Below are 23,359 nucleotides of genomic sequence, written 5' to 3' on the forward strand. Positions count from 1 at the left end.
GCCGGCGGCGAGCCCGGCGCGGTAGTGGCTCTCCTCGATGGAGAACGGCTCGCGGTCCGTCATCCGCAGCTGACGGCGCACCACCACCGCCTCGCCGGGGACCAGCCCGAGCCAGCCGGCGATGTCCGCCCGGGCCCGGACGATGAGCATCTCGAAGTCGACGGTCAGCCGGCGCCCGGTCTCCCGGGCCTCCTTCGCGTAGACCTCCGAGGGGGCCGCCAGCGAGTCCCGCTGGCCGGGGACGCGCGCGGGCGCGTACGCGCGGTGGTCCAGCAGGGGCTGCTGCTTCAGGTAGGTGCCCTTGCCCTGGAGCCTGACCAGCCGCCCCTCGTTGACCAGCAGGTCGACCGCCAGCCGGACGGTGTTCCTGGCCACGCCGTAGTGGTGCTCCAGCTCGCTCTCGACCGGGAGCTGGGCGCCGCCCTGCCATTCGCCCGCCTCGATCCGGCGGCGCAGGTCGGCCGCGAGACGCTGGTACTTGGGAGACGGCACGCCGCCGCGAGGGATTGTCACCCGAGTGAATGTAGCCATTCGGCTTGCGCCATTTCAGCGAAACCCGCCAATATTGGCCAGGCCCGGGGATTCCGAGGCCGATCCCGGCCGGATCGATCGCAGTCGAATTCTTCCCATCACGCGCACCCCGGGGGCGGACCATGCCCGTCAGCAGTACCCCGCAGCGGCGGAACGCCCGCCACCTCGAGCAGCACCCGACCGACTCCTCCGGCGCGGCCGGACGGCCCGGCCGCGCGTTGTCCGCGGCCGAGCGCGGCGCCTGGTCGGCGACGGCCAGCTTCCCCCCGCAGCCGCGGAACGTCGCGCTGGCCCGCCGGCTGACCCGTACCGCGTTGGCCGCCTGGGGCGTTCCCGAGCTGGCGGACAGCGCCGAACTGGTCGTCTCCGAGCTGGTCACCAACTCGGTGCGGTACGGGCGCGGGGCGGTCTCCCTCACGCTGGTGCTGACCGACGGCGCGCTGCAGATCTCGGTCGCCGACTTCGGGCGCGGCCTGCCCCGGGTCCGCCGGGCCGGTGACGACGAGCCCACCGGCCGTGGCCTGAGCATCGTCACGGCGATCAGCGCGCGCTGGCTGGTGACCACGCGGCTGACCGGAAAGACCGTCAGCTGCTGGCTGGACCGGTAGGACCGGACGGTTCGGGCACACTCGGACCGGGCCTCTCGGCGACGGCCGGAAAGTGATTGCGCGCCGAACGCAAGGGGCGCGCGGAGAAATCCGCGCGCCCCTTTTCGCAACCATTCACGGCCGCCCGCCGCATTCACGGCCGGACCTCGGCCCGTGGCCGAATGCCTGCCGAAATGTTTCGAACCCCATTCGACCCCGTTTTCGATACGTTCCGGGGCCGCTGCCGCTCCGGGGCCACACCCACTGCCGCTCCGGGGCCACACCCGCTGCCGTTCCGGGGCCGCTGCCGGCTGCTACCAGCGGGCCGCGGAGGGCAGCGGTTCGCCGTACCAGAGCTCGACCAGGTGCCGGGCGATGGAGATCCCGGACGGCGGCAGGATCTCGCCCGCCGCCATCCCGGCCCGGAGCTCCTCGCGGGAGAACCAGCGGGCCTCCGCCAGCTCCTCGCCGTCCACCGTGATCCCGGTGCCGGACGGGTCGGCGGTGCCCATGAACCCGAGCATCAGGCTGGACGGGAACGGCCAGGGCTGGCTGGCCACGTACCGGACCTCGCCGACCTTGACCCCGGCCTCCTCCAGCACCTCCCGGGCGACCGCCTGCTCCAGCGACTCGCCCGGCTCGACGAAGCCGGCCAGGGTGGACCAGCGGCCCTCCGGCCAGAGCGCCTGGCGGCCCAGCAGGCAGCGGTCCTCGCCGTCGGTGATCAGCATGATCACGGCGGGGTCGGTCCGCGGGTAGTGCTCCGCCGCGCAGGAGGTGCAGCGGCGGACGTGCCCGGCCCCGGCCTTCTCGGTCGGGTGCCCGCAGCGGGAGCAGAAGCTGTGCAGCCGGTGCCAGTGCTCCAGCGCCACCGCGTGCACCAGCAGACCGGCGTCCCGGTCGGTCAGGCTCGCGCCGACCTCGCGCAGTCCGGCCGGCCGGGCGTCGCCGTCCAGCCGGCCGGGCAGGCTGTCGACGGCCAGCGCGAAGTAGGACACCCCGGCGTCGTCGGTGCCGAGGAAGTAGCGGTCCCCGGTCTGCGGCGCCTCGAAGGAGGGCAGCAGGACCAGTTCGCAGCCGTCCTCGGTGTCGACCACGAAGGCCTCGCCGGCGGAGATCGGCAGCACCTGGGTGCTGGGGTGGCTCCACGCGGCGGCCAGCCACGGCTCGTCGAAGCGGTGGTGCGCGGCCCGGTCGACCCCGGCGCGGGCCAGCGCCAGGTGCTTGGTGTCGGGCACGTCAGGCACGCTGCTCAAGTCGGCTCTTCCCGTTCGGATCATCAGGAGCGGTCATCTTCGGTCTGTCTGCGCGGCCGGGCGCGGCCGGCCGGGAGCAGGGCTGCGGCCCGGGACCGGCCTCGACGGCGGTCCCGGCCGGGGAGCCGCTCACGCCTGCGGCCAGGTCTCGGCGAGGTCGCCCCACAGGTACGCGGCGGCCTCGACGCCCTTGCGCAGCAGGTCGAGCTCCACCTTCTCGTTGACGGAGTGCCAGCCGTCCGAGGGCACCGAGATGCCGAGGAACAGCACCGGCGCGCCCAGCACGTCCTGGAGGTCCGCGGCCGGTCCGGAACCGCCCTCACGGGTGAACAGGATCTTCTGCTCGAAGGCCCGGCCCATCGCCCGGACGGTGGACTGCAGCGCCGGGTGGTCCAGCGGGGTCAGGCAGGGCCGGGTCGCTCCGGGGAAGACGATCTCGTGCCGGATGCCCTCCGGGACCCGTGCGACCACCCAGTCGCGGACGGCCTCGCGGACCTTCTCCACCTCCTGGCCGGCCACCAGGCGGAAGGACAGCTTGAGGTGCGCCTCGGCCGGGACGATGGTCTTGCCGCCGGGGCCGGTGTAGCCGCCCCAGATGCCGTTGACCTCGGCGGTCGGCCGGGCCCAGACCCGCTCCAGGGTGGTGTAGCCGCGCTCGCCGCGGGTGCCGTACGACTTGGCCACCCGCAGCCACTGGGCCTCGTCGAACGGCAGCTCGGCGAAGAGCGCGCGCTCCTCCTCGGTCAGCTCGACCACACCGTCGTAGAAGCCGGGGACCGCCACCTTGCGGTCTTCGTCGTGGAGGGCGGCCGCCAGCTCGGCGGCGACGGCGGCCGGGTTCGGCACGGCGCCGCCGAACGAACCGGAGTGGATGTCGCTGTCCGGACCCCGGAGGTCGATCTGGCAGTCGGCCAGGCCGCGCATGCCGGTGCAGACGGTCGGGGTGTCCTCGGCCCACATCCCGGTGTCCGAGATGATCACCACGTCGGCGGCCAGCCGCTCGGCCTCGCGGCGCACCAGCGCGGCGAAGTTCGGCGAACCGGACTCCTCCTCGCCCTCCACCAGCAGCTTCAGGTTGACGGCCGGGGCGGTGCGGCCGGTCGCGGCCAGGTGGGCGCGCAGGCCCAGGGTGTGGAAGAAGACCTGGCCCTTGTCGTCGGCGGCGCCGCGGGCGAACAGCTGACGGCCGATCACGGTCGGCTCGAACGGCTCCGTCGCCCAGCCGTCCTCCTTGGCGGCGGGCTGCACGTCGTGGTGCCCGTAGACCAGCACCGTGGGCGCGTCCGGGTCGCCGGACGGCCACTCGGCGAAGACCGCCGGAAGGCCGTCGCTCTCCCACACCTCGGCGACCGGGAATCCCGTCTCCCGCAGCTTGGCGGCCAGCCACTCGGCGGACCTGCGGACCTCTCCGGCCAGGCCGGGGTCGGCGGAGACGGAGGGGATGCGCAGCCAGTCGGCCAGGTCCTGCAGGAAGCCGGCCTCGTGCTGGTCGATGTAGGAGCGGACGGCGCTGTCCGGGGTTTTCGTCATACGGACGACTTTAGTTCGCCCGGGTGGGCGCGCGCCCGCGCCCTCCGGCGTCCGGCCCCGTAACCTCCGTCACTCGACGGTGGCCACGGGGCCGGGGCGTCCGCGCGGCGGCCCACACCGCCCGCGGACTCAGGCGCGGCGGCGGACCAGGCTCAACCGGGAGCGGGTCAGCAGCATCGCCAGCACGGTGGCCACCAGCGGCAGCCCGATCAGGGTGATCGCCATATCCGCCCAGGGGAAGGCGATCACCGGCTTGGCGGTGGCGGCGAGCGACACCGGCCCGTACGAGGGCGCCGTGGCCGCCTCCAGCTTGCGCAGCGCCACGGCCGGAACCACCCCGGCCAGGGTGCCGAGGACCGCGCCCATCGCCGCGATCGTCCCGCACTGGAACCCCGCCAGCCGGCGCCGGATGCCCCCGGTCGCCCCGACCGCCGAGAGGGTCGCCAGGTCCTGCTGGGAGTCGGCCGCCGCCAGCCCGGTGGCGATCCCGGCCGCACCGAGGGCGACCAGGGCCGCGAACCCGGTCAGGCCGAGGGCGATCAGGGTCCGCTGCGGCTCGAACCCCCGCTCGACGGAGAGCTGGGCGCTGTCGCCGATCTTGGCGACGGCGGCCGAGGCCTTCTGCTCCGCACTGTCGGCCGGGGCGGCGTCGGGCAGCCAGACCGACCCGACGGCCGTGGTGTCGAGGTGCAGCCGCTGGGCGGTGTCGGGGGTGATGAACGCCCCGCCGCCCGGCGTACCGGACGCCACCACCACCGCGTCCAGGCTGACGTGCTCGACCTTCGGCCGGTCCGCGGCATCGACTCCGGACCGCCCGTGGTTGGGACCCGGCCGCTCGGAGCGGGCCGTCAGGTCGAGGGTGATCTTCCCGTCCTTGACGTACAGCTCGTCGAAGACCACGGCCTTGCCCTGGGCGAGCGCCCGGGCCGCGGCCGGGTCGTCCACCCCGAACAGGTTGTGCAGCGCGGTGGCGTCGCCGACCGGAATCGGGCCGAACTCAGCGCCGCCGTACGCGAAATCGTGCCGGCAGCGCGGGTCCTCCCGCATCACCCGCTTGAACTCCGGGTCGTCGTAGGCGGGCGGCTGTTCGAGGTCGGCGTCGGTGACCGGGCAGCGGCGCTCCTTGGGGATGGACACCTCGATGCTGCCGCAGTTGTCGGCGGTGCGGCAATCGCCCTGGTAGTGGGCGGTCGACAGGTCACCGCGCGCGCCGAGGTCGGGCATCGACGCGGCGACCGCAGCCCGCAGGGCAGGCAGCTTGGCCGGGTCGGCGTCCGGGCCGTACCCGATCGACAGCGAGACCGCCCCGGCCGGCAGGCTCGCCCGGTAGTCTTGGCGTTCCTGCTCGTCGGTGCTGGTGGTGTAGATGCCGACCGCGACCGATCCGGCCACCGCCGCCATCACGGCGGCGACCGCGGGCGCGGTCCGGCCGCGGTGGCGGACGGCGTCGCGCAGGGCCAGCCGCGGGGCGAGCGGCAGTTGCCGGCCGAGCCGGCCGAACAGGCCGACCAGCATCGGGGTGAGTGCCACCATGCCCAGTTCGGCGATGGCGGAGCCGCCGAGCACCGAGGTGGAGCGGCCGCCGACCCCGGTGCCGCCGCCGATCAGCGCCAGCGCGGCGCCACCGCCGACCATCACCAGGCCGAGCACGGCCAGCTTGCGGTTGGGGGGCTTGACCGAGCCGCGCCCGGTGAGCGCCTCCACGACGTCCTGGCGGGAGGCCTGGACGGCCGGTACGACGGCCGCGAGCAGCCCGGTGACCAGACCGATCGCCGCCACCGCGAGCATGTCCAGCGGTTGCAGGTTCAGGTGGCCGAACCGGGTACCGCCCTGCACCTCGAGCCAGGGCCGGGCGGCCACGACCAGGGCGACCGCCAGCACCACGCCGACGACGGCTCCGGTCAGGCCCAGCACCACCCCGCCGCCGAGCACCACGGCCCGCACGTGCGCGCGGTCGCCACCGCCGGCGGCCAGCAGGCCGAGCTGGCGGCGGGAGCGGCGGGCGCCGACCGCGAAGGCGGGCCCGGCCAGCAGGACGATCTCCAGCAGCGCCATGCCGACCACGGTGCCCAGGACGATCAGCGCGGTGTTGGAGCCGTCCCCTGATCCGGCGCGGCCGTCCATCTCCACGTAGTACGGCACGTCCGCGCGGGCCGGCAGGTCGGCCAGCACGGCGCGCGAGGTCGCCGCCAGGCCGTACTTGTTGAGCTCCAGCACCTTCGACCAGTCCATGGTGGCCCCGGGCGGGAGGTCGACCAGCCACTGCAGGCCCGCCGAGTAGCGGTCCTGGTACTGCGGCTGGGCTGCCTTGAGCGGCTCGATCAGGGCGCCGGGCCGGCCGATCAGCTCGACGGCGCTCAGGGTCTGCGGGTACTCGACGGCCGCCGTGATGGTGAACGGCTTGCCCTCGAGCCCGCGCAGGGCGGTGGTGTCGCCGATCCGGAGCCCGGCCTGGTCGAGGAAGGCCTGGGTGGCCGCCAGTTCCTGCGGCGCGCTCGGGGCGCGGCCCGCCCTGATGGTGATCGACCCCTGCCAGAGCGGGTCGGTGAGGTCGGCCTCCGCCGTCCCGACCCGGAGCCGGCCGTCACGGCTGGTGGCCGAGGCGCCGCTGCCGTGGACCACCGGGACCAGCACGGTACCGGCCGGCAGCAGTTCCCTGGCCAGGGCGGCCGGGTCGGTCGCGGCCAGGCTACGGGTCTGCTCGGGGGTGGGCGCCTGCCCCTTCTTCATCTCGGCGGCCCCCCGGCCGTCGCCGGCGTCCGGTTCCTGGAGCACGATGCTCCCGGGCACGTCCATGATCAGCAGGGCGTCCGCGCGCCCCATCAGCCGGTCGGCGTGCTCGGCGGGGGTCAGCTGGGAGCTGCGGAAGACCACGTCGGCGCCGGCCACGCCGAGCACCGGGAGGGCGATCATGGCGAGCACCAGGGCGCTGCGGCCCTTGGCCCGCAGCGCGTCGCGCCGGGCGATCCGCAGGGTCGCCCGCCAGGCGGCGAGCCTCACCGCCCGTCACCGCCCTTGACGCTGTTGGTGGCGGCGGTGACCAGCAGGGTGGCGGCGTCCTGCTGCGCGGTCTCGTCGACCAGCCGGCCGTCGCGCAGGAAGACCACCCGGTCCGCCCAGGCCGCGTGCCGGGCCTCGTGGGTGACCATCATGGCCGCCGCGCCGGCGTCGCAGCGGGCCCGCAGCACGGCGAGCACGGTCTCGCCGGTGGTCGAGTCCAGCGCGCCGGTCGGCTCGTCGGCGAGCACCAGCCGGCGGTCGCCGATCAGCGCCCGGGCGATGGCCACCCGCTGCTGTTGACCGCCGGACATGTCGTCCGGGAAGCGGTCCGCCAGCTCGTCGATGCCGAGCTCCTCCAGCGCGGCCAGCGCCTCGCGGCGGGCGGCCCGGGCGGAGACGCCGTCCAGCTCGCGGGGCAGGGCGATGTTCTCGGCAGCGGTCAGCGCGGGTATCAGGTTGTAGTCCTGGAAGACGTAGCCGACCGCCCGGCGGCGGACCTCCGCCTGCTTCTTGCGGGTCAGCCCGCCGAGGGCGATGCCCTCGACCAGCACCCGGCCGTCGGTGGGCGAATCGAGTCCGCCGGCGAGCGTCAGGAGGGTGGACTTGCCGGACCCGGACGGGCCCATCACGGCGACCAGTTCACCCGGGTGGACCCGCAGGTCGACGCTCCGCAGGGCGTGCACCTGGGCGGCGCCCTGGCCGTGGACGCGGCTGACCTGCTCCAGGTGCAGCACCGGCGCTTCGGTTTGAGACATGGTCAACTTCCCCCTGCGCTTAATGGTTCATCGGTACTCGGTGCCCGGCGTGGGGCCGGGCGGACGGCGGACCCCGTGGTCGGCGCGGCCTGGGCTCGGCCTAGAGGCGGCTGCGCAGCCGCTTGGACGGCGCGGGCGCCGAGGCGGACGCCGCGGCGGTCTGTCCGCGCTCCTCCTGCCGCCTGGTCAGCCGGGTCTCGCAGTGGTCCAGCCAGCGGATCTCCGCCTCGGTCTGGAAGATCAGCTGCTCCAGCACCAGCAGCCACGCCAGATCGGCCTCGCCCCCGGTGTCGCCGGCCAGGGCCTGGCCCTTGAGCCGGGTGTAGTCCTGCAGCGCCTTCATGCTGTGCCGCCGCTGGCTCTGGACCACGGCCGGGACGTCGACGCCCGGCACGGTCACCGCCATCGCGAGCTTGATCGCCAGCTCGTCCCGGGGCGGGTTGGTCCGGGGCACCGGGGTGTCGAACCAGCGACGCAGTTCCGCGCGTCCCTCGTCGGTGACGGCGTAGAACAGGTGCCCCTCCTCGTCCTCACCCGCCGGGGCGACCAGCCCGTCCCGCTCCAGCCGGCCGAGCGTGGTGTACACCTGGCCGACGTTGAGCGGCCAGGTGGCGCCGGTCCGGGCCTCGAACTCGGTGCGGAGCTGGTAGCCGTAGCGCGGGCCCTGGTCGAGGAGGGCGAGGAGACCGTGTCGGATGGACATACCACGTATGTATACCCGGTATGTGCGAACTGCTCAAGCCCGGCACCCGGTACCGTCGTACGGTGTGAGCCAGCTGCGCATCGCCACCTTCAACCTGCTGCACGGTCAGCCCCTGGCCCCGGACGGCAGCCCGCTGCCCTTCCCGGACACCGGCGGCGACCCGGGCGGTCCGCTCGGCGAGGCCGTCGCGGCGCTGGACGCGGACGTGCTCGCCCTTCAGGAGGTCGACCGCCACCAGGAGCGCTCCGGACTGGTCGACCAGAGCGCCGTCGCCGCCAAGGCGATGGGCGCCGCCGACTGGCGGTTCGCCGCCGCGGTGCACGGCCGGCCCGCGCCGGTGGCCGGCTGGGTGGCCGACCCGGCCGTCAGCGGCCTCCAGGTCTACGGCCCCGCCGAGGTCGAGAGCCGGACCGACCGGCCCGCCTACGGCACCGCCCTGCTCACCCGGCTGCCGGTGCACCACTGGCGGGCCCGCCGGTTCGCGCCCGCGCCGTTCGGACTGCCGCTGCGGGTGGCCGGACGCCGCGGCCTGACCCCCGTGCCGGACGAGCCGCGGGCGGCACTGGCCGCCGTCCTGGAAGGCGTCCACGGACCGTTCACCGTGGTCGCCACCCACCTGTCCTTCGTGCCCGGGTGGAACGTCGCCCAGCTCGCCGGGATCCGCCGGTGGATCTCCGACCTGCCCAAGCCGTACCTGGTGCTCGGCGACTTCAACCTGGTCGGGGCGGTGCCGCGGACGGTGCTCGGCAGCGCCAGCGCGCTGGAGCGCTCCACCTCGCAGCAGCGGATCAGGGAGGCGCGGGCCGCGCGCCGGGCCCGGGCCGCCCAGCCGGGGCCGCGCCGCAGGCGGGTCCGTGAGCCGCGGCCGCGGCTCCAGGGCTGGTACGACCTGGCCCGCACCCCCACCTACCCGTCGCACCGCCCGACCGTCCAGTTCGACCACGTCCTCGCGGTCGGCGTCCCCCGCCGCGCCGTCGGCCCGGCCGAGGCCCCACGCACAGCGGTCTCCGACCACCGCCCCCTGGTCGTCGACGTCACCCTCTGACGCCCACCCCGGGGGCACCCATAGGGGCACTGGGGTACCCCCGGCCGAAGGCTGGGGGCGGAACTGCGCGAAGCGGAAGAGCGCGTGGCGAGGACGGCGTCCGAGGGCGTGGAGCACCTCCGAGTCCGTCCTTGCGCAGTACCCTTCCGCTCCGCGCAGTTCCTCGCGCCCCTGAAGGTGCCCCGGGGGTACCGCTACCTCAGGGGGTGACGGTGGCGGCCCGTTGGGTGGTCTGGTGGGGGAGCTGGCAGCCGAGGGGCTCGTACTGGAGCAGCAGCATGGCCGCGTCGTCGCCGAGCTTGTGCCCGACGTGCCGCACCACGTCCTCGTGCAACCGCCGCAGCACCTCCACCGGACCGCCGACCGCGAGGTCCGGCAGCCGGTCGGCGAGGGGGTAGAAGCGGCCGTCGTCGTCGCGGGCCTCGATCACGCCGTCGGTGTAGAGCAGGACCCGGTCGCCGGGCCGGAACGAGACCTGCTGGACCGGCGGCCGTACGTCCGCCGGGTCGAGCACGCCGAGCGGCGGGACCGGCTCGGCGGGTTCGAGCAGTTCGAGCTCGCCGCCGCCGCCGCGGATCAGCATCGGGCCCGGGTGGCCGCAGTTGACGATCTCGGCGGTGCCGTCCGGGCAGACGCCGATCAGGACCAGGGTGACGAACTCCTCCTCGACGCCCGGGTGGTCGTTCTCGTGCAGGGCCCGGTCCAGGCTGTCGGCCAGCCAGCCGGCCACCCGCTGCAGCGACGGCTCCTGGTGGGCGGCCTCGCGGAAGGCGCCGAGCACGGCGGCGGCGGTCTCCACCGCATTGAGCCCCTTGCCGCGGACGTCGCCGACCACCGCCCGGACGCCGTGCCGGGTGTTGACGACCTCGTACAGGTCACCGCCGATCGAGGCGTGCGCGGCGGCGGCCGCGTAGTGGACGGCGGCGCGGACGCTGCCGACCCGGTCGGGGACGGAGCGCAGCAGCACCCGGCGGGCGATCTCGGCGACCAGCTGCGCCTCGGCCAGCGCCCGTTCCTGGCGCAGCCGCAGGGTGGCGCTGATCCAGCCGATGCCGGCGACCAGGGCGATGGCCAGCACCGTGGCGGTGTGGACGGACTCGCCGAGGACGCGGTTGTAGGCGGCCATCAGGAAGGCCACCGCTTCGGCCACCACGCCGATGAACAGCGGGTACCAGGTGCGTCGGCTGACCACGGCCGCGAGGGCGGGGACCGCGGTGAGGGCGGGTTCCAGGGTCACCCGGTTGTTGCTGAACCAGTCCAGTGAGGCCACCAGCAGCATGCCGATGAGCGGCAGTGCATGGGAGAGCCTCGGCCAGGTTCCTGTCGCCGTTCCGGGCAGCGGCCCGGGGGCCGGCCCGGCGATCCGTTCTCTGATCCATCCGGTCGCGCTCAACGTCGGTCTCTCCAGCGAAGGTGGCCGGTGCCAGGGGACACCTGCAGTGATGACGGAAAGTCAGGGACTGCGTCCCTGCCGGTGGGTCGGAGTACAGAGGTGACCGGTTACCGACCCCACAATAGGCGCGAAACGTGCACACCGCACAGGTTTCGCATGATCCCGTGACGACTTGGATGCTCTGAGTGACTCATTCTTCACTATTCCCGATCAGAAGCCTGGTCAACTCTTTTCGGTCGGGAAGTCCTGATGGTCTTTCCACCCGGCCGCTGCGGACATACAGGAACGAAGCCGTGACCTGCTCGACCGGAACCCCCGCCTGCTCCGCCCAGGCCACCCGGTAGATGGCCAGTTGCAGCGGGTCGGCCGTCTCCTCGCGGTGCGTCTTCCAGTCCACGACCTCGTAGCGTGACGAGCCCGGTGACGCTGAGCCACCGTCACTCTCCCGGTAGACCGCATCGATCCGGCCGCGCACCACTCGCCCCGCCAGCATCAGCTGGAAGGGCGCCTCGACCCGCAGCGGCCGCCGCGCGGCGTACGGGCTGCGCAGGAACGCCTCCTTGAGCCGCTCGAGGTCGCGCTCGTCCTCGATGCCGTCCTCGTCCGCCCCGGGCAGCGCACCGGGCTCGATCAGCATCAGCGGTTCGATCCTGGACTGCACCCAGGCGTGGAAGCGGGTACCGCGGCGGGCGGCCGGCTGCGGCGGGCGCGGCATCGGCCGGGCCAGCTCGCGGGCGAAGCCGTCCGGGTCGGCCGCCAGCCGCATCAGCTGGGACGCGGACAACGAGGCGGGCAGCGGCACCTCCCTGACGGTGCGCCGGGACTTCTCCAGCTCGCCGAGCAGCGCGGACAGGTCACGGTCCCAGGAGGCCACCGTGCGGCGGCCCTCCGGGGTGAGCTCCGGCGGCTGCGGTCCGGGCGCCCCGGCCAGCCGGGCCTGCACCACCTCGGCCACCCGGCGCCGGGCGGCCTGCGCCGCGGGGTCCAGCGGCAGCGGCCACGGGGTCTCCACCGAGCCCGCGAGCACCGGGTTCTGCGCGTCGGGCAGCGGCTCCTCGGCCCAGTGCTCGACCTCGCCGCCGCCCGTCCGCTCGCAGAACTCCCGCACCTGGTGCAGGAAGTCGGACGGGCCGCGGCGGCGCTTCTGGCTCGGCCCCCACCAGTGGCCGCCGGCCAGCAGCAGCGAACGCGGCCGGGTGAAGGCGACGTAGCCGAGCCGCAGCTCCTCGGTGGCCGCGTGCGCGGCCATCTCCTTCTTGAACAGGCCGATGCCCTTGGCGGTCCACTGCGGATCGGCGGGCAGGGTGGCCGCGTCCCCGCGCAGCGCGTGCGGCAGCACCTTCTTGGTGCTGGTCCAGCGCTCGCGGCCCTTGCCGCTCGGGAAGACGTCCTTGACCAGGCCAGGGACGGCGACCACGTCCCACTCCAGGCCCTTGGACTTGTGCACGGTGAGCACCTTCACGGTGTCCTCGCCGCCGGGCAGGCTGGTGTCCAGGCCGCGCTCGTACTCCTGGGCGGCCCGCAGGAAGGCCAGGAAGGCGGACAGGCCCGGGTCGCCGTCCAGGTCCGCGAAGCCGGCCGCGATGTCCAGGAAGGAGTGCAGGGTCTCCCGGCGGCGGGCGGCCAGGGCGAGCGGGGACGCCGACAGCTCCACCTCCAGGCCGGTCACGGACAGCACCCGGTGCAGCACGTCCATCAGCGGCTCGGCCAGGGCCCGGCGCAGCTCGCGCAGTTCGCGGGCGAGCCGGGCGAAGCGGACCTTGGCCTGCGGGGAGAACGGCAGCTCGTCCGGCGGCTGGGGCTCCAGGAAGGTCTCCAGCGCGTCGGCGAGCGAGACCACCTCGGTCGGGTCGGTCTCCGCGACGGCGGCGGCCAGCGGGTCGGCGCCCGGCAGCCGTTCGGTCCGGACCAGGTCGGCGGCGCGGCGGCCGAGCAGGGCCAGGTCGCGCGGCCCGATCCGCCAGCGCGGGCCGATCAGCAGCCGCACCAGCGAGGCGTTGGCGGTCGGGTCCTGGAGCACCTCGCAGACCGCCACCAGGTCGGCCACCTCGGGCAGTTGCAGCAGGCCGCCGAGCCCGACCACCTCGACCGGGACCTCGCGGGCCACCAGCGCGGCGTGGATGTCGGGGAACGCCGCGCCGCCCCGGCACAGCACCGCGATCCGGCCGGGCGCGGTGCCGGTGCGGACCAGGTGCGCGATCGAGTCGGCCAGCCAGCCGATCTCCTCGGTGTGGGTCGGCAGCAGCGCGCAGCGCACGGAGCCGTCCTGCTCGACCCCGGGTGCCGGGCGCAGCGCCTCGACGCCTTCGTGCATCGCGCGCAGCGGGGCGGCCAGCCGGTTGGCGAAGTCGAGCAGCCGGCCGCCGCTGCGGCGGTTCTCGCTGAGCGCGTACCGGGCGGCCGGGGTGCGGTCGCGGCGCGGGAAGTGCAGCGGGAAGTCGTCCAGGTTGGCGACGGAGGCGCCGCGCCAGCCGTAGATGGCCTGGCAGGGGTCGCCGACGGCGGTGACCGGGTGACCGGCGCCGCCCTCGCCGCCGAACAGCCCGGCCAGCATCAGCCGCTGGGCGACCGAGGTGTCCTGGTACTCGTCCAGCAGCACCACCCGGAACTGCTCGCGCAGCAGCCGGCCGACCTCGGGGCGCTGCTGGGCGAGCCGGGCACCGGCGGCGATCTGGTCGCCGAAGTCCATCAGCCCGGCCGCGGCCTTGCGGCTGCGGTAGTCCTCGACCAGGTGCAGCAGCTCCTGCCGGGCCCGGGCGGCGGCGGGCACGGACCGCAGGTCGTCGTTGGTCAGCCTGACCGTCGCGAGGGCGTCGAGCAGCTGCTCGTCGTACGCGCGCAGGGTGTGCGGCTCGGTGAGGTGCTCGGCGAGTTCGCCGTCGAGCGCGATCAGGTCGGCGACCAGGGTGGAGAAGGTGCCGGTGAGCGCGGGGAACGGGCCGCGGGCGGCGCGCAGCACCTTGGCGGCGAGCTGGAAACGGGTGGCGTCGGCGAGCAGCCGGACGTCCGGCTCGATGCCCAGGCGCAGTCCGTGCTCCTTGAGCAGCCGGCCCGCGAAGGCGTGGTAGGTGGAGATCTCCGGCTCGCCGAGGGCGTCCTCGTCCGGCTCCAGCACCCGGGCCCGGACCAGGGCCTTGCGGACCCGCTCGGACAGCTCGCCGGCCGCCTTGTTGGTGAAGGTGAGGCCGAGCACCTGCTCGGGACGGACCGCGCCGGACCCGACCAGCCAGACCACCCGGGCGGCCATCACCGTGGTCTTGCCCGACCCCGCGCCCGCGACGATCACGGCGGGCTCCAGCGGGGCACCGATGGCAAGCATCTGCTCCCGGTTGAAGGGGACGCCGAGGATCTCCTTCAGCTGGTCGGGGTGGGTGAGCACGGCTTGCACGCCGACAACGCTAACCGGTGCCGCCGACAACGCGGGTCGAGCGGGCGGCGCGGACCGGTGGAGCGGGCGCGCGGATCAACAGGGCGGCGCGGATCAGTCGAGCAGCTGGCGGCCGTCGCGCTGGGCGGAGCAGCTGGCCTTGAAGGAACAGCGGGCGCAGTTCTCCCCGGCGGTCGGCACGAACCGCTCGGCCAGCACCCGGCCGGCCGCGTCGGCGAGCAGGTTCTCGATCCACGGCTCGCCCTCCGGCGGGCCCTGGTGCTGGACCTTGGGGCCGTCCGTGTCCCGTCGGGCGGGCTCGCGCAGGTGGACCAGCTCGGCGCCGCCCACGGCGGCGCCGTCGGGGAAGCCGGGCAGGCCGTCGAGCGCGCCGTTGCGTACCGCCAGCTGGTAGACGGCGAGCTGCCGGTGTTCGGGCAGCGACTTGTCGGTGGGGATCTTCTTGCCGGTCTTGAAGTCGACCACGTAGGCCCGGCCGAGGGCGTCCTGCTCGACCCGGTCCATCGACCCGCGGATGCGGACCGCGACCCCGCCGACCGTCAGCGTCAGGTCGAAGCCGTGCTCGGTGGCGACGGTGGTGCGCTCGCGCTCCAGGACGTGCCAGTGCAGGAAGCGTTCCAGGGCGGCGCGGGCCTCGGTCTTCTCCTGCTGGGACTTCCAGGGGGCGTCGAAGGCGAGCGCGTCCCAGACCGTGTCCAGGCGTTCCATCAGCACGGCGAGGTCGGCGGGGGTGCGGCCGGAGCCGACCTCGTCGGCCAGGGCGTGCACCACGTTGCCGAAGCCCTGGGCGGCGGTGGTGCTGGTGGCCGCCTTGACGTCCTTGTCCAGGAACCACTGGAGGGCGCAGCTGTCGAGCTGTTCCAGGCCGCTGCCGGAGAGCCGGACCGGCAGCCCGGCCTCGCGCAGCGGCTCGGGGGCGGCGCTCTGGTCCACCAGGCCCCACCAGCGGTCGGGGTGGGCGGCCGGGACCAGCGGGGCGCCGTCCTCGTCGGCGGCGGCCGCCAGCAGCGCGAGCCGTTCGGCGGCGGCCTGCCGCAGACCGGGCGGCGCGGCGCCGTCCACGGTCACCGCGCGCAGCTCGGCGACCAGCGCGGCCACCGACAGCGGACGGCGCGGGCGGCTGGTGACGTCCTCGACGGTGACCTGCGGGGTGCGGCGCAGCACCCGGCCGGTCCTGGGGTCGAGCTCCTCCCGGTACAGCTCGCGCAGGAAGCGGGAGGGCTCGTCGCCGTCCTCGGCCTGGGCCTTGACGGCGGTGACGATCAGGCGCTCCTTGGCGCGGGTCGCGGCCACGTAGAACAGCCGGCGCTCCTCACCGAGCAGCGCGGCCGGGGAGAGCGGTTCGGCGAGTCCGTCGCGGCCGATCCGGTCGGCCTCCAGCAGCGAACCGCGGCGGCGCAGGTCGGGCCAGAGCCCCTCCTGGACGCCTGCCACCACGACCAGCCGCCACTCCAGGCCCTTGGAGCGGTGCGCGGTCATCAGCCGGACGGCGTCCGGGCGCACCGCGCGGACGGTCAGGGTGTCGGCGGCGATGTCCTGCGCCTCCAGTTCGGCGAGCAGCTCGGCCGCGCCGCGATGCCCGGCGACCTGCTCCTCGGCCCGGGCCGCGGTCTCGAACAGGGCGCAGATCGCGTCCAGGTCGCGGTCGGCGTTGCGGCCGCCCGCGCCGCCGCGCAGGGCGGCCCGTTCCAGGCGCTCGCGCCAGCGGCGGCTGCCGTCCCACAGCTCCCAGAGCGCCTCCTCGGCGCTGCCGCCGCCGGCCAGCAGTTCGCGGACCTTGCGCAGCAGCATGCCGAGGTCGCGGGCGCGGCGGGCGTACAGCGGTTCCATCGCGACCAGCCGCTCCGGCTCGGCGAGCGCCTCGCGGATCAGCTCCTCGGCGGAGCGCGGGGCCCGCCGGCCCGGCCCGCGCTGCCCCTCCCGACGCTGCCCGGGCACGGCCACCCGCAGATCGTCGGCCCGCTCCTCGTCAGCGTGCTCCTCGATGCCCTGCTCCTCGCCGGAGCGCACCTCGACCGTCCACTCGCGGTCGGCACGCTCTTCGCCGACGCGCACCTCGTCGGACGCCTCGTCGCCGACGCGCGGCCCGGCAGTCCGTGCCTCGTCGGCGGGCAGCCCGACCAAGATCTCCTCGGGGGTGTGCGCATCAGGGGTGTGCGCATCGGGGGCCCACAGCCCGGCCGCGAGCTCCTGCGGGCCGGGCTCCGCGGACTCCCACTCCTCGCGGTCCCACTCCCCGGGACCCCAAGCGTCCGGCTCAAGCTCCGGCTCCGGCTCCGGCTCGGTGAGGTCCCACTCCCCGTCCCCGTCCCCGTCCCCGTCCCCGCCCTCGGCCTCGGCCCCGGCCGCCGGCCGCCGGTCCGCCGCCCGCAGGGCGAGCCGCTCCTCCTCGCGCAGTGCCCGGCCGAGCCGGCGCAGGTCGGAGCCGTCCAGTCCGCCGAGCGGGCCGGTGAGCAGGGTGTGCGCGAGTTCGGCGGTGAGCGCCTCGGCGGGCTCGGCGCAGACCCGCAGGGCCAGCAGCAGCGGGGTGACGGCGGGTTCCTCGCGCAGCGGCAGGTCGTCGCCGTCGATCTCCAACGGAACGCCGGCCGAGGTCAGGGCCCGCCGGACGCCCGGGATCGAGCGGGCGCCGGCCCGGACCAGCACCGCCATCTCGCCCCAGGGCACCCCGTCCTCCAGGTGCGCGCGGCGCAGCAGGTCGGCGATGGAGTCCAGCTCGGCGCCGGGCGTCGGGTAGGTGTACACCTCGGCCCGGCCGCCCTCCCGGCCGGGCAGCAGCGAGCGGTGCTGGGCGAGCTTGTCGGCGGGCAGCCGGCCCATCGGCATCCGGCGGGCCAGCTCGCGGGAGGCGGCCAGCAGGACGGCGCCCGAGCGCCGGGACACCCGGAGCACCTTGACCTCGGCGGGCGCCCCGCCGGTCTGCCGGAAGGTCTGCGGGAAGTCGAGGATGCCGTTGATGTCGGCGCCGCGGAAGGCGTAGATCGACTGGTCGGGGTCGCCGACCGCGACCAGGTCCCGGCCCTCGCCGGCCAGCTGCCGCAGCAGCCGCACCTGCGAGGGGTCGGTGTCCTGGTACTCGTCGACGAAGACCACCTCGTAGCGCTGCCGCAGCTCGGCGCCGACCTCGGGGCGCTCGGCGAGCAGCACCGCGCGGTGCACCAGCTCGGCGTAGTCGAGCACCCCGCGCAGGTCGAGCACGTCGAGGTAGTCGGCGAGGAAGTGGGCGGCGGCGGCCCAGTCGGGGCGCTGCACGCCGTCGGCGAAGCGGGCCAGTTCGGCCTCGCCTAGGCCGAGCTCGCGGCTGCGCGCGAGGACCGCGCGGACCTCGTCGGCGAAACCGCGGGTGGTCAGGCAGGCGCGCAGGTCCAGCGGCCAGCCGATCCTACCGACCCCGTGCCTGGCGTCCTCGGCGTCACCGGCGAGCAGTTCGCGGACCATCACGTCCTGCTCCGGGCCGGAAAGCAGGCGCAGCGGCTCGGCGTACTCCTCGGGGCCTTGGTGGGCGCGGAGCAGGGCGTAGCAGAAGGAGTGGAAGGTGGTGGCCTGCGGTGCGAGGCCGCCGCCGACCCGGGCGGTCATCCGGTCGCGGAGCTCCATCGCGGCCTTGCGGCTGAAGGTCAGCACCAGGATCCGTTCCGGATCGGTGCCGTCGGCGATCCGCCGGGCGACCGCCTCGACCAGGGTGGTGGTCTTGCCGGTGCCGGGCCCGGCGAGCACCAGCAGCGGGCCCGAGGCGTGCTCGACCACCGCCTGCTGATACTGGTCCAGCACAGGCGGGGCGGGTTGCGCCAGGGGGTTGCGCACCAGGCGGAAAGGGGAGGTCAATGCGGTCCGATGAGGTCGTACGGGGGTGGTGTTCCGGTCAGCGTCGGGGCGGGCCGCGCGGGGCCCGCCCGTATCGAGCCTACGATCCTGCCCCGTCATTCCCCTCCGCGCACCCGGTTCCGGCGGATCGGGGGCGGGCTGCGGGGCCCGCGCTACCGGCCGTCCCAGCGGGCCTGCCGGAGGTCGACCCGGGGTTCGCCGGCGACGGTGCGCAGCGGGGTGCCCTCGGTGCGGTACTCGGGCAGTGCCCGGTGCTCGTGGCCGGGCAGCGGCCGTCCGTCGGCGCGGATCACCCGCCACCAGGGCACGGCGCCGCCGTAGAGTGCCATCACCCGGCCGACCTGGCGGGGGCCGCCCTGGCCGAGGTACTCGGCGACGTCGCCGTAGGTCATCACGCGGCCGGGCGGGATCCGCTCGGTGAGGTCGAGAACGGCCTCGGCGAAGGGGGGCAGGCCGTGCTGGTCGTCCTGGGCTTCCGGGCCGGCCGCCCGGCCGGTGGGCTCGCTCATCTGCCGCATTCTTCCGCATCCGGTCGATTTCGGGGCCTCGGGCGGATGATCCGCCGCGCCCGATGCGCCCCCTGTCCAGCACCGGGCGCCCGGGCATGGCAGCATCTTCGGGGCAGCGCGTGGTGATACAAGGACAAGACCAGATGACCGGGACGGCAGACGTGAACGTGGACAAGGGCTCGGACGAGTCCGCCACCGACAACGCCGCGGGACCGGAACACCCCGATCCGGATGCGGTGTCGCTGCACAAGACGCCGCGCCAGAACGGTTTCGAGAGCCACCGCAGGAAGGACCTGCCGCCCTCCCCCGAGCCCACCGGCGACCATCCGCTGGCCGTCGACGAGCCGCTGCTGCCGCCGCGTGCGCACCGTCCGTCCGACCTGCTGCGCTTCATCGCCGGGGTGCTCGGCATCATCGCGGTCTTCGTGCTGGCCCAGGTCGCGGTCGCGACCACCACCGGCATCGGGAACGACATCAAGATCAACGCCGACAAGGTGCCCGGCCTGCTGAGCACCATCGCCGCGCTGGTCTCCAGCGTCGCGGTGCTGGCGGTGCCGCTGGCCTTCGCGGTGGAGCGGCTGATCAAACGCGACGGCCTGCGGGTCGCCGACGGCGTGCTCGCCTCGGTACTGGCGTACGGGGTCTCGCTGGGCATCGACTGGTGGGTCGCCGCGGGCGCGCCCGACGCGGTCCGCGACGCGCTGACCCAGCTGCGGGACGGCGCCGGGGGCACCCTGACCGATCCGGTGCACGGCTACCTGGCACCGGTGATCGCCTACATGACGGCCGTCGGCATGTCGAGCCGCCCGCGCTGGCGGGTGGCGCTGTGGATAGTGGTCGTGCTCAGCGGCACCACCGAGCTGATCAGCGGCTACACCACCCCGCTCTCGCTGCTGCTGACGGTGCTGATCGGCTGGTCGGTGGCGTACGGGACGCTGTACGCGATCGGCTCGCCCAACATCCGGCCCACCGGCAAGACCCTGCTGATCGGACTGCGCAAGGTCGGCTTCAGCCCGTCCACCGCGCACCGGGCCCCGGACGCCCCGGGCGACACCCGCCGCTACCTGGTCACCCAGCAGGACGGGCCGCTGCTGGACGTCCACATCATCGACCGCGAGCAGCAGGCCTCCGGCTTCTTCTACCGGGCCTGGCGCCGGCTGCGGCTGCGCTCGGTGGCGGTTCGCCGCAGCCCCCAGTCGCTGCGCCAGGCGCTCGAGCAGGAGGCCCTGATCGCGTACGCGGCCGCCGCCTCCGGGGCCCGCGCGCCGCAGCTGGTGGCCACCTCGGAGCTGGGCCCGGACGCGGCGATCCTGGTCTACCAGAACGTCTTCGGCCGGACCCTGGACGAGCTCACCGAGGAGGAGATCACCGACGACGTGATGGCCTCGCTCTGGGAGTCGGTCGGCGCCCTGCACGAGCGGCGGATCGCCCACCGGCGGCTGACCGGCGAGTCCCTGCTGGTGATGGACGAGAAGACCGGCTGCCTGGTCAACCTCTCCGGCGGCGACATCGCGGCCGGCGACCTGACCCTGCGGATCGACGTCGCCCAGCTGCTCACCACCTTCGCGCTGCGGATCGGCCCGCAGCGGGCGGTCTCGGTCGCCAACGCGGTGCTCGGCCCCGAGCGGGTGGCCGCCGCGCTGCCGCTGCTGCAGCCGGTCGGGCTGAGCCGCTCCACCCGGATCGACCTGCAGCGGATGACCAAGGAGCGCAAGGCCGCCGCGCAGGCGCTGGCCCTGGAGCAGGTCGCCGCCGGCGAGCGCACCCAGGAGCAGGCCGAGGAGGACATCGCGGTGGCCGGCGAGGACCTGCTGAGCCGGATCCGCGGCCAGATCCTGCAGATCGCGCCCGAGGCGCCGATGGCCCCGGCCAAGCTGGAACGGCTGAAGCCGAAGACCCTGATCATGGTCATCGCGCTGACCTTCGCCGCCTACCTGGCGCTCACCACCATCCAGCCGGGCCAGCTCAAGCTCTCCCAGATGGACTGGGCGTGGGCGTCGGTCGCGCTGCTCGCGGCGGCCGCCAGCTACGTCGCCGCGGCGATGAGCCTGACCGGCTTCGTGCCCGAGCGGCTGCCGTTCAAGCGGACCGTGGCGGCCCAGCTGGCGGGTTCCTTCGTCAAGCTGGTGGCCCCCGCGGCGATCGGCGGCATCGCGCTCAACACCCGCTACCTGCAGAAGTCCGGGATCCGTCCCGGGCAGGCGGTGGCCAGCGTCGGCGCCTCCCAGCTGGCGGGCCTCGCCGGGCACCTGCTGCTGCTGTTCGGCTTCGGCCTGATCACCGGCACCCAGACCAACGGGGACCTGGGCGCCTCCCGGGCCGTGATCATCGGCGTCCTGACGGCGGCCGTGCTGGCCCTGGTGGTGGCCGCCGTGGCGCCGCTGCGGCGGTTCGTGGTGACCCGGGTGCGGTCGCTGTTCTTCGGCGTGGTGCCGCGGATGCTGGACCTGATGCAGACCCCCTCCAAGCTGGTCAGCGGCTTCGGCGGGATCCTGCTGCTGACCCTCAGCTTCACCTCCTGCCTCTACGCCTCCGTGCAGGCCTTCGGCGGGTCGATGACCTTCTCCGCGGTCGCGGTGGTCTTCCTGACCGCCAACGCGGCGGGCTCGGCGATCCCCACCCCGGGCGGCATCGGCCCGGTCGAGATCGCCCTGATCGGCGCCCTGACGGTCGGCAACGTCCCGCCCTCCGCGGCCACCCCGGCGGTCTTCCTGTACCGCCTGCTGACCTTCTGGCTGCCGGTGCTGCCCGGCTGGATCTCCTACAACGTGCTCCAGCGCAAGGGCGCCCTCTGACCTCCGCCCACCGGACGCACGAGCAGGGCCCCCGCCGGTGGCGGGGGCCCTGCTGCGCTTCACCGCGGTGCGGCTAGTACACCGGCTTGTGCGGCTCGATCTGGTTGACCCAGCCGATCACGCCGCCGCCGAGGTGGACGGCGTCGCCGAAGCCGGCCGACTTCAGCACGGCCAGCACCTCGGCCGAGCGCACGCCCGTCTTGCAGTGCAGCACGATCTTCTTGTCCTGCGGCATCTTCTCCAGCGCGGTGCCCATCAGGAACTCGTTCTTCGGGATCAGCGTCGCGCCCGGGATCGAGACGATCTCGTACTCGTTGGGCTCGCGGACGTCGATCAGGAAGATGTCCTCGTCCTCGTCCAGCCACGCCTTGAGCTGCTTGGAGGTGATGGTCGCGCCCTGGGCCGCGGCCTGCGCCTCCTCCGAGACGACGCCGCAGAAGGCCTCGTAGTCGATCAGCTCGGTGACGGTCGGGTTGTCGCCGCAGAGCGCGCAGTTCGGGTCCTTGCGGACCTTGACCTGGCGGTAGTTCATCTCCAGGGCGTCGTAGATCATCAGCCGGCCGACCAGCGGCTCGCCGACCCCGGCCAGCAGCTTGATCGCCTCGGTGACCTGGATCGAGCCGATGGACGCGCACAGCACGCCCAGCACGCCGCCCTCGGCGCAGGACGGCACCATGCCCGGCGGCGGGGCCTCCGGGTAGAGGCAGCGGTAGCAGGGGCCGTGCTCGGCCCAGAACACGCTGGCCTGGCCGTCGAAGCGGTAGATCGAGCCCCAGACGTACGGCTTGCCGAGCAGCACCGCGGCGTCGTTCACCAGGTACCGGGTGGCGAAGTTGTCGGTGCCGTCCACGATCAGGTCGTAGCCGGAGAAGATCTCCATCACGTTGGAGTTGTCCAGGCGGTCCTCGTGCAGGATCACCTCGACGTAGGGGTTGATCTCCTTGATCGAGTCGCGGGCGGACTCGGCCTTGGAGCGGCCGATGTCGGACTGGCCGTGGATGATCTGGCGCTGCAGGTTGGACTCGTCGACCGTGTCGAACTCGACGATGCCGAGCGTGCCGACGCCGGCCGCGGCCAGGTACATCAGCGCGGGCGAACCGAGGCCGCCGGCACCGACGCACAGCACCTTGGCGTTCTTGAGCCGCTTCTGCCCGTCCATGCCCACGTCGGGGATGATCAGGTGGCGGGAGTACCTGCGGACCTCGTCGACGGTGAGCTCGGCGGCCGGCTCGACCAGGGGTGGCAGCGACACGGAAACTCCGATGGTCGTCAGATCGGTATTGCCTACGCCAACAGTGTCACGTGCCCCCGGTATTCCGAGACAGCGCGTCCGATGGGCGAGACACCGCCCACCGGATCGTGGGACCACCGGCCGAGGCCGCGATCAGGCCCGACACCCTTGCCGCCACGGCGCTCCGACCCCGTCAGACCCGGCAGGCCGTCTCCATCCAGACGTCCCCGAGCGACTCCTCCAGCGGGACGTGCGTCCGCCAGCCGAGACGGTCCCTGGCGGTCCGGACGTCCGCCTGCCGCCACGGCACCGGCTCCAGCACCGGCCGGGCCGCCTCCACCGGACGGTACGGGCCCTCGGCGTGGCCGGGCCCGGCCTGAGCGGGCAGCAGCACCTGCCGGGCGTCCTCCGTCACCGAGCCCTCGAAGCCCGACGCCCGGACCAGCAGGTGGGCCGCCTCCCGGGCGCGGACGGCGTGCCCGCTGCCGATGTTGATCACCCCGGTGGCGGCCGAGACGGCGGCCGCCTGGATCGCCCGCGCGACGTCCCGGACGTCCACGAAGTCCCGGTAGCCCGACAGGTCCGGCATCCGGACCTGCAGCTCGTCCTGGACCAGCGCCCGGCGCAGCCCCTCGGCCAGCCGGCCGAACAGCGAGGCGGTCGGCGAGCCCGGCCCCACCACGTCGAAGATCCGCAGCACCAGCGCGTCCAGCCCCGACGCCAGCACCAGCTCCGTCCCGGCCAGCTTGGACACCCCGTACGGGCCGATCGGCCGCGGCTCGGCGCTCTCCGGGATCGGCCCGCCCGCCTG

At 74.4% G+C, this 23,359-nt stretch carries 15 protein-coding genes; 3 read left to right on the forward strand and 12 right to left on the reverse strand.

The annotated features are described in order from the left end of the window. On the reverse strand, positions 1-513 hold a 513-nt coding region (locus tag AA75_RS36890), incomplete at its 3' end, for a GntR family transcriptional regulator (RefSeq protein ID WP_158515629.1). A 140-nt stretch (positions 514-653) separates the two neighbouring features. Here AA75_RS36890 and AA75_RS36895 point away from each other — a divergent pair. After that, complete coding sequence (locus AA75_RS36895; protein ID WP_051814075.1) at positions 654-1,139, forward strand: ATP-binding protein; 486 nt, start codon at positions 654-656, stop codon at positions 1,137-1,139. Between the two features lie 293 nt (positions 1,140-1,432). On the opposite strand, the gene nudC is transcribed toward AA75_RS36895, so the two are convergent. The 5 genes from nudC to AA75_RS36920 form a co-directional block, all read right to left on the reverse strand. Then, entirely contained in the window at positions 1,433-2,374 is a 942-nt protein-coding gene (nudC, locus tag AA75_RS36900; RefSeq protein WP_051814076.1) for an NAD(+) diphosphatase, read from the reverse strand. A gap of 129 nt (positions 2,375-2,503) precedes the next feature. Continuing rightward, positions 2,504-3,904: a dipeptidase gene (locus tag AA75_RS36905; RefSeq protein ID WP_033824784.1), complete on the reverse strand. Its 1,401-nt coding sequence runs from the start codon at positions 3,902-3,904 to the stop codon at positions 2,504-2,506. A gap of 129 nt (positions 3,905-4,033) precedes the next feature. Further along, entirely contained in the window at positions 4,034-6,904 is a 2,871-nt protein-coding gene (locus AA75_RS36910) for an FtsX-like permease family protein (RefSeq protein ID WP_033824785.1), read from the reverse strand. Then, entirely contained in the window at positions 6,901-7,659 is a 759-nt protein-coding gene (locus AA75_RS36915; protein WP_033824786.1) for an ABC transporter ATP-binding protein, read from the reverse strand. Before AA75_RS36915 ends, AA75_RS36910 begins: the two co-directional genes overlap by 4 nt. Positions 7,660-7,759: 100 nt before the next feature. Next, the gene (locus AA75_RS36920) at positions 7,760-8,362 is read right to left on the reverse strand and encodes a PadR family transcriptional regulator (RefSeq protein ID WP_149038598.1); all 603 of its coding nucleotides are present in this window, start codon (positions 8,360-8,362) and stop codon (positions 7,760-7,762) included. A gap of 64 nt (positions 8,363-8,426) precedes the next feature. Here AA75_RS36920 and AA75_RS36925 point away from each other — a divergent pair, with 64 nt between their 5' ends. Next, positions 8,427-9,407: an endonuclease/exonuclease/phosphatase family protein gene (locus AA75_RS36925; RefSeq protein WP_051814077.1), complete on the forward strand. Its 981-nt coding sequence runs from the start codon at positions 8,427-8,429 to the stop codon at positions 9,405-9,407. A 199-nt stretch (positions 9,408-9,606) separates the two neighbouring features. Here AA75_RS36925 and AA75_RS36930 read toward each other — a convergent pair whose 3' ends face one another. The 4 genes from AA75_RS36930 to AA75_RS36945 form a co-directional block, all read right to left on the reverse strand. Beyond that, positions 9,607-10,800 (reverse strand): PP2C family protein-serine/threonine phosphatase, encoded by a 1,194-nt coding sequence (locus AA75_RS36930; RefSeq protein WP_149038599.1) that lies wholly within the window; start codon positions 10,798-10,800, stop codon positions 9,607-9,609. 190 nt (positions 10,801-10,990) lie between these two features. Beyond that, positions 10,991-14,188: an ATP-dependent DNA helicase gene (locus AA75_RS36935; protein WP_033824787.1), complete on the reverse strand. Its 3,198-nt coding sequence runs from the start codon at positions 14,186-14,188 to the stop codon at positions 10,991-10,993. Positions 14,189-14,281: 93 nt separating this feature from the next. Continuing rightward, on the reverse strand, positions 14,282-18,013 hold the full coding sequence (locus AA75_RS36940) for an ATP-dependent helicase (protein ID WP_368666629.1): 3,732 nt from the start codon (positions 18,011-18,013) through the stop codon (positions 14,282-14,284). A 152-nt stretch (positions 18,014-18,165) separates the two neighbouring features. Further along, a complete protein-coding gene (locus tag AA75_RS36945) occupies positions 18,166-18,522 on the reverse strand; it encodes an MGMT family protein (protein WP_082527106.1) in 357 nt (118 codons plus the stop codon). Between the two features lie 143 nt (positions 18,523-18,665). Between AA75_RS36945 and AA75_RS36950 the strand changes: the two genes are divergently transcribed. After that, positions 18,666-21,317 carry a lysylphosphatidylglycerol synthase transmembrane domain-containing protein gene (locus tag AA75_RS36950; protein ID WP_233289344.1) on the forward strand — a complete coding sequence of 884 codons (2,652 nt, stop codon included), beginning with the start codon at positions 18,666-18,668 and terminating at the stop codon, positions 21,315-21,317. A gap of 73 nt (positions 21,318-21,390) precedes the next feature. Here AA75_RS36950 and moeZ read toward each other — a convergent pair whose 3' ends face one another. Both moeZ and AA75_RS52865 read right to left on the reverse strand, forming a co-directional pair. After that, the gene (gene moeZ, locus AA75_RS36955) at positions 21,391-22,569 is read right to left on the reverse strand and encodes an adenylyltransferase/sulfurtransferase MoeZ (protein ID WP_033824789.1); all 1,179 of its coding nucleotides are present in this window, start codon (positions 22,567-22,569) and stop codon (positions 21,391-21,393) included. Positions 22,570-22,741: 172 nt separating this feature from the next. Further along, positions 22,742-23,359, reverse strand: a 618-nt coding sequence (locus tag AA75_RS52865) for an NAD(P)-dependent oxidoreductase (RefSeq protein WP_033824790.1), incomplete at its 5' end; no start/stop codon positions are given.

Source organism: Kitasatospora sp. MBT63 (assembly GCF_000710465.2).
Lineage (GTDB): Bacteria > Actinomycetota > Actinomycetes > Streptomycetales > Streptomycetaceae > Kitasatospora.